This is a genomic window from Galbibacter orientalis DSM 19592 (genome assembly GCF_000260115.1).
GTDB lineage: Bacteria > Bacteroidota > Bacteroidia > Flavobacteriales > Flavobacteriaceae > Galbibacter > Galbibacter orientalis.
Genome location: NZ_JH651379.1, coordinates 3062010 through 3074228 on the forward strand (window position 1 = coordinate 3062010; position 12219 = coordinate 3074228).

At 31.6% G+C, this 12219-nt stretch carries 15 protein-coding genes; 12 read left to right on the top strand and 3 right to left on the bottom strand.

Translation table 11 applies throughout. From position 1 onward, the window contains the following. The first annotated feature begins 30 nt into the window (after positions 1-30). From def to JOOMADRAFT_RS13480, 10 genes are all read left to right on the top strand, one after another. Complete coding sequence (gene def, locus JOOMADRAFT_RS13435) at positions 31-621, top strand: peptide deformylase (RefSeq protein WP_008614233.1); 591 nt, start codon at positions 31-33, stop codon at positions 619-621. Between the two features lie 57 nt (positions 622-678). Beyond that, complete coding sequence (locus JOOMADRAFT_RS13440; RefSeq protein ID WP_008614235.1) at positions 679-1125, top strand: DUF5606 family protein; 447 nt, start codon at positions 679-681, stop codon at positions 1123-1125. Between the two features lie 126 nt (positions 1126-1251). After that, positions 1252-1761 (top strand): hypothetical protein, encoded by a 510-nt coding sequence (locus tag JOOMADRAFT_RS13445; RefSeq protein WP_008614249.1) that lies wholly within the window; start codon positions 1252-1254, stop codon positions 1759-1761. After that, positions 1749-2441, top strand: coding sequence for an NRDE family protein (locus JOOMADRAFT_RS13450; protein ID WP_008614251.1), 693 nt, complete (start codon positions 1749-1751; stop codon positions 2439-2441). Before JOOMADRAFT_RS13445 ends, JOOMADRAFT_RS13450 begins: the two co-directional genes overlap by 13 nt. Positions 2442-2483: 42 nt before the next feature. Then, on the top strand, positions 2484-2873 hold the full coding sequence (locus tag JOOMADRAFT_RS13455; RefSeq protein WP_008614266.1) for a DoxX family protein: 390 nt from the start codon (positions 2484-2486) through the stop codon (positions 2871-2873). After that, positions 2870-3907: an ATP-grasp domain-containing protein gene (locus JOOMADRAFT_RS13460; protein ID WP_008614268.1), complete on the top strand. Its 1038-nt coding sequence runs from the start codon at positions 2870-2872 to the stop codon at positions 3905-3907. Before JOOMADRAFT_RS13455 ends, JOOMADRAFT_RS13460 begins: the two co-directional genes overlap by 4 nt. 33 nt (positions 3908-3940) lie before the next feature. Continuing rightward, on the top strand, positions 3941-4714 hold the full coding sequence (gene mazG, locus JOOMADRAFT_RS13465) for a nucleoside triphosphate pyrophosphohydrolase (protein WP_008614271.1): 774 nt from the start codon (positions 3941-3943) through the stop codon (positions 4712-4714). Between the two features lie 168 nt (positions 4715-4882). Next, positions 4883-6262: an MATE family efflux transporter gene (locus JOOMADRAFT_RS13470; protein ID WP_008614274.1), complete on the top strand. Its 1380-nt coding sequence runs from the start codon at positions 4883-4885 to the stop codon at positions 6260-6262. Between the two features lie 53 nt (positions 6263-6315). Then, entirely contained in the window at positions 6316-6546 is a 231-nt protein-coding gene (locus JOOMADRAFT_RS13475; protein WP_008614275.1) for a hypothetical protein, read from the top strand. A 3-nt stretch (positions 6547-6549) separates the two neighbouring features. Then, on the top strand, positions 6550-7116 hold the full coding sequence (locus JOOMADRAFT_RS13480; RefSeq protein ID WP_008614278.1) for a phosphatase PAP2 family protein: 567 nt from the start codon (positions 6550-6552) through the stop codon (positions 7114-7116). Between the two features lie 212 nt (positions 7117-7328). On the opposite strand, the gene msrB is transcribed toward JOOMADRAFT_RS13480, so the two are convergent. Further along, entirely contained in the window at positions 7329-7826 is a 498-nt protein-coding gene (gene msrB / locus JOOMADRAFT_RS13485; protein WP_008614280.1) for a peptide-methionine (R)-S-oxide reductase MsrB, read from the bottom strand. 71 nt (positions 7827-7897) lie between these two features. Between msrB and JOOMADRAFT_RS13490 the strand changes: the two genes are divergently transcribed. After that, a complete protein-coding gene (locus JOOMADRAFT_RS13490; protein ID WP_008614282.1) occupies positions 7898-8416 on the top strand; it encodes a hypothetical protein in 519 nt (172 codons plus the stop codon). Between the two features lie 54 nt (positions 8417-8470). Here JOOMADRAFT_RS13490 and JOOMADRAFT_RS13495 read toward each other — a convergent pair whose 3' ends face one another. Together JOOMADRAFT_RS13495 and JOOMADRAFT_RS13500 are read right to left on the bottom strand one after the other, a co-directional pair. Continuing rightward, positions 8471-8974 (bottom strand): hypothetical protein, encoded by a 504-nt coding sequence (locus JOOMADRAFT_RS13495; protein WP_008614284.1) that lies wholly within the window; start codon positions 8972-8974, stop codon positions 8471-8473. 310 nt (positions 8975-9284) lie between these two features. Next, positions 9285-10154: an alpha/beta hydrolase gene (locus JOOMADRAFT_RS13500; protein WP_008614292.1), complete on the bottom strand. Its 870-nt coding sequence runs from the start codon at positions 10152-10154 to the stop codon at positions 9285-9287. A 145-nt stretch (positions 10155-10299) separates the two neighbouring features. Here JOOMADRAFT_RS13500 and glgB point away from each other — a divergent pair, with 145 nt between their 5' ends. Then, complete coding sequence (glgB, locus tag JOOMADRAFT_RS13505) at positions 10300-12210, top strand: 1,4-alpha-glucan branching protein GlgB (RefSeq protein WP_008614295.1); 1911 nt, start codon at positions 10300-10302, stop codon at positions 12208-12210. The last annotated feature ends 9 nt before the right edge of the window (positions 12211-12219 follow it).

Sequence of the window (12219 nt, forward strand, 5' to 3'; positions counted from 1 at the left end):
ATTTTTGCAACCTTAATTTTAATAATTATTATGATATTACCAATTGTAGCATATGGTGATCCCGTTCTGAGGAAGGTAGCAAAAGATATTCCTAAAGATTATCCAAAACTGGATGTTCTTATTGAGAATATGTTTGAAACTATGTATAATGCATATGGAGTTGGTTTAGCAGCGCCACAAATAGGATTACCAATACGTCTTTTTGTTATAGATGCCACCGCTTTTGCAGATGATGATGAGCTTTCGGAAAAAGAAAAGGAACAATTAACAGGTTTTAAAAAGGTATTTATTAACCCTACAATTATAGAAGAAACAGGTGAAGAATGGACCTTTAATGAGGGTTGTTTAAGCATACCAGATATTCGAGAAGATGTTACTAGAAATGCTATTATTAAAATTGAATATTACGATGCCGATTTTAATAAACACATTGAAGAATTTGATGGATTAGCAGCTCGTGTAATTCAGCATGAATACGACCATATTGAAGGGGTTTTGTTTACAGATAAGTTGTCCTCATTAAAAAAGAGACTCTTAAAAAGGAAACTTACCAGTATCTCCAAAGGGAAAATAAAAATAGATTACAAAATGCGTTTTCCAGATGCTAAAAAAGCACGTTAAACGTTTTGAAAATATAATCAAAGCATAGATATTTGCGATCTCAAAAAAATAAAATTTATGGGCTTAGATAAAATATTAGCCATTTCGGGAAAACCTGGACTTTATGAATTAAAAGCACAAACTAGATCTGGTTTTGTTGCTGAATCCTTATTAGATGGAAAAAAAATAAGCGTAGGTTTAAGAAATAATGTTAGCCTACTTTCTGAAATAGCCATTTATACACTTACAGAAGAAGTTCCGCTCCGAGAGGTTTTAAATAAAATTAAGGAGAAGGAAAATGGAGGAAAAACAAGTATTAGTCATAAAGATTCTAAAATTAAACTAGAAGAATACTTTTTTGAAGTACTTCCAGATTATGATGAAGATAAAGTATATCCTAGTGATATTAAGAAAGTAATACAATGGTATAACTTACTTCATGATAAGGGAATTACTACTTTTGAAGCAGAAGAGAATACGGAAACGAAAGAGGAAGAAGTTACTTCTGAAAAGGAAGAGAAATAGAATATTTTTCATAAAATGTTAATAAAAAGGAAGCCTGCTCATTGTAGCAGGCTTCCTTTTTTTAGTAAATTTATAATGTAAGGAAGTTATTATTTAAGCTACTTATATTTTGATATAGATTTACTTATGATTCAAAACACCACAAACACTACTTTAAATCAGCTTAAAGATATTATAAAAGTTCTTTCTTCCGAACAATTTTCTACTCCTTTAATTATCTTAAATAATTCTTCCGTAGGAATGCATGTAAGGCATATTCTAGAATTTTATCAATGTTTACTTGATGGAATCGAAACTGGAATTGTTAATTACGATATGCGTAAGCGTAATGTAAAATTGGAAACCCAGCCAACGTATTGCATTGAAGTTATTAATGAGATTCTGACATATTTAAAAAAGAATCAAGAGAATATAGAGTTGTGCTTAAAAGGTTGTTACTGCCATACAGAAGAAACAAAACAAATAGAAGTCAAAACAAGTTTAGATAGAGAGTTAATCTATAATATAGAACATACTGTTCATCATTTAGCTATTATAAGAATAGGAATTAATGCAATTGACAGCTCAATTACTTTAAATGATTCTGTAGGAATAGCTTCTTCAACCATCAGAAATAAAAATATATGTGCACAGTAAGTTATATTCCTACAAAAGACGGGTTTTACCTAACTTCAAATCGTGATGAAGACCCATTGAGGGAAACATTACCGCCAAAAAGTGTTGATATTAATACTGGAGTTACTTTAATAGCACCAATTGATAAAGAAAAAGGAGGAAGTTGGATTGCAACAGATTCTATATCTAGAGCTGCTTGTTTGTTAAATGGAGGTTTTGAAAAGCATAAACGAAAACTTCCCTATGCAAAAAGTAGGGGATATATGGTTTTTGATGCTTTTAAATATACTAATTTTCAAACCTTTATAGAAGACGTTAATCTTGAAAATATAGAGCCCTTTACCTTAATTTTAATTGATGATTTTTTGCAGGTTTTAGTTTGGGATGGCAATAAAAAACATATTCAATTTCTAAGTAAAACAATCCCGCATCTATGGTCGTCTGCCACTTTATATGATGAAGATACACATAACAAAAAAATAGCTGTATTTAATGTTTTTTTGAAAAATAATACTATTTCTTCGGAGGCTATTTTAACGCTTCATGGAGTTAAAAGTGATACTGAATTTGTGTTGAATTTTCCAGAAGTTAAAACTGTAAGCACTACACAAATACTTAAAAAAGGAGAAAATACTGAGATGACTTATTATCAAAAAAAGAATGTAGATAAGGATGAATATAAGGTTACAAATATTTGTTAGTTTTTAAAATGAAAAATTAATTTTTACTAAAAAAGTGAAATAATGAAAAACAAAAAGTTTTATATTGAAAGGGTTGCTGCTTTAATTGCTGCCATACTATTACTACAGAGTTTGTACTATAAATTTACAGCGCATCCAGATAGTATTAAACTTTTTACGGAGCTTGGTGCAGAGCCAGTTGGTAGAATCGGACTAGGCTGTATTGAGTTGGTTACGGGTATTCTTCTGATTTATAGAAAAACGTCACACCTTGGAGCATTAATTGGTGTTGGATTAATGATAGGTGCTATTATTTCTCATCTTGCCGTTGTTGGAATTAATTTTAATAATGATGGCGGAACTTTATTTTCTTTAGCCTGCATTATTTTAATTTGCTGTGTAACCGTTTTAATAGTTAAGGATACAAAAATTCCTTTTATAGCTAAAAGATGAAGTTAAAACAATGGTATATAAAATTAAGTTCATGGGAATATTGGCCCATGTGGATTTTATATGTACCTGTGTTTATTCAGCATTTTTATTTGTCAATTCGTGCCAGAAGTTTATTCTTTTTTTTGAAAGTTAATCCTGCAATAACCGAAGGCTTTATTTTAAGTGACGAAAAACATACTACTCTAAAGTTAGTTCCTGAGAGTTTAAAACCAAAAGGGTTTATAATAAGTAAAAACAGCTCTTTGAGTGCTATAAAAACGTTGTTAGACAAACACTCAATTCTATTTCCTATTATTGTAAAACCTAATGTAGGTTTTAGAGGACTTTCCGTTCATCGTTGTGAAAATGAAGAGGAACTCTCTAAAATTGATTTTGAAAAGGCTACGTATCTTGTTCAAGAGTATATTGATTATCCTGTAGAAGTAGGAATCTTTTATTATCGATATCCGAATGAAGAAAGAGGGGTAATCCCTTCCATCACTTTAAAAGAATTTCTTTCAATTAAATCAGATGGAACCCATACACTATCGGAACTTATTAAAGAGAAACCTCGTGCTTTTCTTCATTATAAAAAGTTAAAAGAAAAGTTCTCTAAACAGTGGGATGTAATATTTCCAGATGGAGAAGAAATTGTTCTAGAAGTAATAGGAAACCATAATAGGGGGACTAAATTTATTAATGCAAATGCTATTTTAGATGAATCGCTTCTCAAAACATTTGATGAGTTAAATACAAAAATGGAAGGTTTTTACTACGGAAGATTTGATATTAAAACAAAATCTATTGAAGATTTAAAACAGGGTAAAAACTTCAAAATTCTTGAAGTAAATGGCGTAGGAGCGGAGCCAACACATATTTACGATCCTAATTATAAACTTATTGATGCATGGAAGGAGTTGCTTTTTTTGTGGAAAGTAACCTATAAAATAGCTCTTGAGAATAAGAAAAAAGGGGAGGAGTTTCCTGTTTTTTCTGATGCAAAAAAGCGTTATTTGCACTATAAAAATTATAAAAAAATAGCATTAACTCATTAATTAGATGCTATTCACTACATTTAAAATTCTTTTATGAATAGTAGAACTTCACAATTAGAAGCAATAGATAGACTCCTAACTATTATGGACGAGCTCCGAGAAAAATGTCCGTGGGATAAAAAGCAAACCCTACAAACACTCCGACATTTAACCATAGAAGAAACTTATGAACTTGGAGATGCTATTTTAGATAATAATTTAGAGGAAGTGAAAAAAGAGTTGGGAGATTTATTACTTCATATAGTTTTTTATTCTAAAATAGGGAGTGAAACCAACGATTTTGATATTGCGGATGTTGCAAATGGAATTTCGGAAAAGTTAATTCATCGTCATCCACATATTTATGGAGATGTAGACGTTTCTAATGAAGAAGAAGTTAAGCAGAATTGGGAAAAACTAAAGCTTAAAGAAGGGAAAAAAAGTGTTTTGGAAGGAGTTCCTAAAAGTCTTCCAGCGTTGGTTAAAGCTAGTAGAATTCAAGATAAAGTAGCTGGCGTAGGCTTTGATTGGGAAGAACCACAGCAGGTATTTGAAAAACTACAGGAAGAGTTAGGAGAATTTCAGGAGGAAGTTAATAAACGCGACCAAGATAAGATGGAAGCGGAATTTGGAGATGTGCTTTTTTCTATGATTAATTATGCTCGTTTTTTAAAAATAAACCCTGAAGATGCGCTAGAAAGAACCAATAAAAAATTTATTAGTCGCTTTCAATACCTAGAATCTAAAGCTAAAAACATGGGGAAATCTTTAGGAGATATGACTTTAGCAGAAATGGATGTTTTTTGGGAAGAGGCTAAAAAGCAATAGGTAATAGAGGTGTGGAGTTTACAGTTTAATAATTTTCTTCTTAAAACTTTATCTTCGCTTATAGCGTCCTAAAATATTTAGAACAGGATTGACCTTCATTCAAAAACCAAAGTTTAGGCTAGGAGAACAAAAGGGTAAAATGTATCTTTGCGCTTTCAAAAATACTTCATGGTTTTAGAACAGTACACTAAAGAATTTGCATATAATTTAAAATTATCTTTCCCCGTTATTTTAGGTATGTTAGGACATACTTTTGTGGCTTTTGCAGATAATGTAATGGTTGGGCAATTAGGAACCGCAGAATTAGCGGCAGTATCCTTAGGGAATAGTTTTATTTTTATAGCAATGTCTTTAGGAATAGGTTTTTCTACAGCAATTACTCCTTTAGTGGCCGAAGCCGATGGGGCTGGAGATATAGAAAGTGGAAGATCTTCTTTAAAACACGGACTCTTTTTAAGTACCATTATTGGATTGGCTTTATTTGTAGTATTATTATTTGCAAAACCCTTGATGTACTTAATGGAACAGCCGAGAGAAGTGGTTGAAATAGCGCTTCCTTACTTAGATTTAGTAGCTTTTTCATTAGTGCCACTTATTATGTTTCAGGCATTGAAACAATTTTCAGATGGTTTGTCGGAAACAAAATATCCAATGTATGCAACCATTGTAGCCAATGTGGTAAATATTGTTTTAAATTACTTTTTTATCTTCGGAAAGTTTGGATTTCCAGAGCTTGGAATTATAGGAGCTGCAATTGGTACATTGGTATCAAGATTCATGATGGTTATTTTCTTGTGGTGGCTATTTAAAAAGAATAGCAGAATAAAACAATATGTAACTAATTTTAAATGGAAGGTTATAGAGCAGAAAATGATTAAGAAAATCATAAACTTAGGACTTCCATCGGCTTTGCAAATGTTTTTTGAAGTTGCCATTTTTACTTCTGCGGTATGGCTAAGTGGAGTTTTAGGTAAAAATCCGCAAGCAGCAAACCAAATAGCGCTCAATCTTTCGAGTATGACGTATATGGTTGGAGTAGGCTTGAGTGTTGCTGCAATGGTAAGAGTTGGAAATCAGAAGGGATTAAAGAATTTTAAAGAGCTTCGAAGAATAGCAATATCTGTATTTTTCTTGACTTTTTTAATTGAAGTAATTTTTGCACTTTTCTTCATTTTATTTAGACATTGGTTACCTACTATTTATTTAGATCAAAACGATATGATAAATTTAACCGATAACACCGAGGTAATCTTAGTAGCGTCGCAATTATTACTAATTGCTGCATTTTTTCAAATTTCCGACGGACTCCAAGTTACATTTTTAGGAGCTTTACGGGGTTTGCAGGATGTTAAAATTCCAACACTTATAACATTTGTAGCCTATTGGATTATAGGTTTTCCTATCTCTTATTTTTTGGGACTCAAAACAAGTTTAGGAAATATGGGAATCTGGATTGGATTACTTTCTGGACTTACTATAGCCGCAATATTTTTGTATTTTAGATTTAATTATCTGACAAAAAAATTAATTGTGTCAAAAGTAAATTAAAAGTTATTACAGTTAAGAATAACTTTAACTATTAACTAACAACGAAGAATAAAATGGAATTACCAAAGTTTATATTAGGCGATAACACAGATTATCCGAATGCAATTTTTATTATTCATACAGAATATCCTCAATTCATTATTAATTTAGAAAATGATGAAGTTGAATGGCTAGAAGATTTTTCTGCTGAAGATGAAAAAGAACTTGCAACAGAAGCAGAAAACCTTATCCAAGCTGCAAATGAATTTTACGACCGGGAGGTAAGTAGATATGATGAAGCTTAATATATGGATACTTTAATAGATTACGATCAGCAGTTATTTTTATATTTAAACGGATTAGGAAGCCAATCATACGATGCTTTTTGGATGTTTATGACAAATAAATGGGCTTCAATTCCGTTATATGTCTTTTTACTAATACTATGTATTCGTACTTTAAAATGGAAAAAAACACTTGTGCTACTTGTTATTGTAGCACTTATGATTGGGGTAACCGACCAATTGGCAAATGCCTTTAAATATGGTTTTGAGCGACTACGTCCGTGTCATGAAGAGAATATTATGCCATATATGCGCTTAGTAAAATCCTATTGCGGTGGACAGTTTGGCTATTTTTCAGCCCATGCATCAAATTCTTTAGCGGTAGTTACTTTCTTTTCTATACTGCTTTCTAAAAATTATAAATGGCTTCCATTTCTTTTAGTTATTTGGGGAATAACGGTAGCTTATAGTAGAATTTATATTGGGGTACACTATCCTTTAGATGTAATTACGGGGATGTCTATTGGAATAATTTTGGGATTCTTTTTCTCAAAGCTTTTTAGATTTGTATTGAAGCGTTTCAGTATATAAAACAAAACTATTATTTAATACTAAGAGTATCATATTAATTCAAAAACAAAGTTTTCAATCAAATAATTTAGTCATTTCGACTGAAAGGAGAAATCACATCTCGGTTATTTAACTCATAAGTTTTTCGAGTGATGAGATGCCTCCCGTTGGTCGACATGACTGTGACTATTATCAGTTTCCGCTAAACCAGTTTTGATTTTGAATTAATATGCTTAATTCTCATCTGGGATAAAATTTAAAGCGATTCCATTTACACAATGTCTTTTTCCAGTTGTGTTACTAGGACCATCATCAAAAACATGACCTAAATGCCCGCCGCATTTTGCACAATGCTCTTCATCTCTAGGAACTCCAATTTTATTATCAACACCATATCCAACATTTCCTTCTATAGCTCTATCAAAACTCGGCCATCCTGTTCCCGATTTAAATTTATGTTCACTTCTAAATAAGGGAGTAGCACAGGCAGCACAAACATAAGTCCCTGCTTCTTTAATTTCTAAAAGATCACTAGAAAATGGGCGTTCTGTACCAGCTTTTCTTAACACATAATATTCACTTTCAGATAACTCACTTTTCCACTCAGCATCCGTTTTGGAAATGGGAAATTTAGATTTTTTGGAGTCTGTAGTTTCTTTTTGATTATTTTGTGCTTTGGTATTACAACTAAAGAGTAGTATACAAAAAAATGATAAGATTATATTTTTCATAAGAAAGAATGTATATTTTTAAGTTAATTACGAAATTTTAGTCGGATTAGTTTTTAATTCCTTGCATTATTATGTCCACAACAAATACGGTAGTATTACGACCTCGGTTTAAAAAGAATTTACCATTTCATAATGAAACAATTTTAAAAGCTTTTGAGAATTCTAATAAAGACAACATAGATTTTGTAGTTACTCGTATAGACGACCATGTGTTTATTAAATACCCAAAAGCCAAACAACATTTTTGGTCTCCACAATTACATCTAGAAATTAATGAGCAACCAGAAAAGGATTCCTGTTTGCTTTATGGATTATTTGGACCTAATCCTACAGTTTGGAGCATGTTTATGTTTTTACATTTTATGGTTGGGACTCTATTTTTAGCAATTGGGGTATGGGCATATAGTAATTGGAGTATAGACAATCCTTATAAAGTGCAATTATTAATTATGGGAGTGCTAGTACTTATTTGGGTTGCTTTATATTTTATAGGAAGCATTGGTAAATATTCAAGTAAGGAAGAAATGCAAGCGCTCTATAATTTTATGAATGTACTAATTGAGAATGAAAAAATTAGAGATAAAAAATAGCCCGATGAAATTATCATCGGGCTATTTAAAATAATATATGTATTTAAAAATACTTTAGTTTAATTTTTGAATGGATTTAATATTGGCAGCTTTCATAACTTGATCCATATTACTTAAATCCATATTTTTTGCTTGATAAGATGGAATAATAGCAATTCTAAAAACCTGATTTTGAGTATCTCCAGGTAGTAATGTGTTTAAATCGAAGTCTGCAGCTTCAAGAAATAAATTTACATCTGCTATGGTATAATCAAAATTATATATTAAATCACCTTGATCTAATTGTCTCGTTTGAGGGAGTGCTCTCCAAATATCATTTCCATTATTATCTTGTCCCCATAATAAATATACCTGAAGAACATCAAAATCTGAAATTTCTATATTATCAGGAATAGGAATTAGTTGGGAAAATTCGTTTGCACTATTAAAATTTACTGTAGTTTCAAAAAATTCCGCAACAGCTCCATCATATCCTGGAGGTCCCGGAGGTCCTTCCGGTCCTTCGCAAGAAGTAAATACAAGTGTTGCTACAAATAAAAGTGTGATTATTTTTTTCATAATAGTTTTGTTTTTTTAAAATAACGCAAATGCTATGCCAATATTTTTTACTGTTAGTTTTTAAATTTAAAATTACTACTTTTTTACATTGTTGCCCTATAAAAGTAGATAGAATTTATCAAGCTTTAGTTATATCAAGCTTTCAAGAGGTTTTCAAAATAGTCTCTTGCTCTTAAAGAGGATAAACAGAAAGTGGGCTTTAATAACGATTTTTTTATAAATTACTTATTTTTTGATAGTTAATGTTTAGTCTTAATCTTTTTTCTTGTAGTGGAGCGGTCTTTTATCTTTCCTCTAACTTTACTATATTTCATGAATATTCTTTTATAAAATCTATAAGCTTTAAAATAACTTTATCATCGCCTAGTATTTTTCGGTGTCCGAGTCCTTCAGTTATTATTAATTCTGAATTCTTTAATTTTTCATGAATATTTTCAGAAGAAGAAAGAGGCGAGTCTAAATCATTTTTATCATGAAATAATAGAGCAGGAATTTTAACATCTTCCGCAGCAATACTTGCAGAATAATTATTAACATCTTCCATGGCAATTTTATCAAACCCCATTTTTATAGAATCTCCAATTTTTTCCTTTAAACCTAGCTTATTTGTAAAATCGTAAATTATATCATCTATCTTATCGCCACTTCCTATTAAAACCATAGCATTGGTTTTAAAGCCTCTACTAGCAGCGTTTACAAGAGTCATACTCCCTAAGGAATGCCCTATTGCAGCTTCAAATGGACCATATTTTTTATTTACTTCAAAAACGGTATCAATAAATTCAAGCATATTGGTAGTCTTTCCAGTAGAGCGCCCATGTGCAGGGCCATCAAAACTTATAGTACTGTATCCTATTTTTAGCAAAGAATCGGCTATTTTTGAAAGTTGTGTGCCTCTACCGCTCCATCCATGTACAAGTAGAATTTTCTTTTTACTTTCTCCATACTCATAAATAACTACTTCTTTTTTTATGGATGAAATTAAAAGTCGCTCTTTCTTTGCTTCATGCTCCATTTTATGCTCTCTTTTTGGAGTGGGATGTTTTATTGGAGTTGCAAAAAGTTTGGCAACATATTTACTAGCCAACTTAGGAGAAATAAACTGTAATGTCTTAGCAGAAAAAGTAATTGGTTCAGGGATTTTTACCGATTGTTGATAGTTTTCTTTCTTAGAAGCCATTATTTAATATGAATTAGAAGTTGCAATGTATTAATTTTAAATCCTTTTTTTATACATTTAAGAAGCATAATAATTCTAAATCCTATCAGATGAGAAAAGCTTATTTTAATGATTCAAATTGTATTTTTAATAACTATGGGAAAATATGATGAATGTTATTCCACATAGTTTGTTCACAGATTTTGATATCGATTTATTTAAAGCAGGAAATCATTATAGGCTTTATGAAAAGTTGGGAGCGCATATTATTGAAAAGGACGGTGTAAAGGGCTGTTATTTTGCAGTATGGGCACCAACGGCAAAATCGGTTTCTGTAATTGGCGATTTTAATTATTGGCAAAAAGAGGAACATCCGCTTTTTGTTCGCTGGGATGAATCGGGGATTTGGGAAGGATTTATACCAAACATTACCCATGGTACAAGGTATAAGTATAAAATAGTATCCAATAATCAAGATATTCAAACTGAAAAAGCCGATCCATTTGCTTTTTATAGTGAGAAATCTCCAAATACAGCTTCTATTGTTTGGGATGCTTCTTATAAATGGAAGGATACCAAGTGGATGGAAACTCGAAAAGAAATTAATAGTTTAGATAAACCTTTTTCGGTATATGAAGTTCATATGGGGTCTTGGAGAAGGAAGTTGGAAGACGCAGGGAGGTCTCTTAATTATTTAGAATTGGCAGAAGAACTTGTTTCTTATGTTAAAGAAATGCACTTTACACACGTAGAGTTTATGCCTGTTATGGAGTTTCCGTATGATCCTTCTTGGGGATATCAAATTACAGGTTATTACGCACCAACATCTCGTTTTGGGGAACCAGAAGAGTTAATGGTGCTAATAGATAAATTGCATCAAGCAGGAATTGGAGTTATTTTAGATTGGGTGCCTTCTCATTTTCCAGATGATGCGCATGGATTAGGATTTTTTGATGGATCACATTTATATGAACATCCCGATAGAAAAAAAGGATATCATCCAGATTGGAAGAGTCTTATTTTTAATTATGGTAGAAATGAAGTCCGTGCTTTCTTAATTAGTAATGCTATTTTTTGGTTAGATAAATACCATATTGACGGACTTAGGGTAGACGCTGTTGCTTCGATGTTGTATTTAGATTATTCTCGAGAAGAGGGAGAATGGGATCCTAATATATATGGAGGGAGAGAGAATTTGGAAGCAATTTCATTTATTAAAGAAATGAACGAAGCTGTATATGCTAATTTTGAAGGGATACAGACCATAGCCGAAGAGTCGACTTCATTTTCAATGGTTTCAAAACCTGTATATCTTGGTGGTTTAGGCTTTGGAATGAAATGGATGATGGGATGGATGCACGATACTTTAGAGTATTTTAAAAAAGGGCCTGTTCATAGAAAGCATCATCAAAACGATCTTACTTTTAGTATGACCTATGCTTTTTCAGAAAACTTTATGCTTCCTTTAAGTCATGATGAAGTAGTACACGGGAAAAGCTCTATTTTTGGTAGAATGCCTGGCGATGAATGGCAGCGATTTGCAAACCTTAGGTTGCTATATGGATATATGTATACGCATCCTGGAGCGAATTTAATGTTTATGGGAAATGAATTTGCGCAATCTGATGAGTGGAATTTTCAAACAAGTTTAGATTGGCATTTGTTGCAATATGAAGGTCATAAAGGAATAAAAACTTTTATAGCAGATTTAAATAGACTTTATAAGGAAGAACCAGCTCTTCATGAAAAACAATTTAGTAACGAAGGTTTTGAATGGATAAATTATGGAGATGCAGATAATTCTGTTTTATCATATGTAAGAAAAGGTCATTATATAGAAAACGATTTGGTGGTGATTTGTAATTTCACTCCAGTAGTTAGAGAGGATTACCGAATTGGTATTCCAAGAGATGGAACGCTTAAGCAAGTTTTTAATAGTGATGAAAAAAAGTATTATGGAAGTGATGTTAGAAATAAAGAGGAAATTTCTGTAGAAGCAATTCCATACAACGGGAAAGATTTTTCTGTAGCCATTACATTGTCGCCTCTAGCGGTGATAGTGTTTAAAATAATATAATTTATAAGT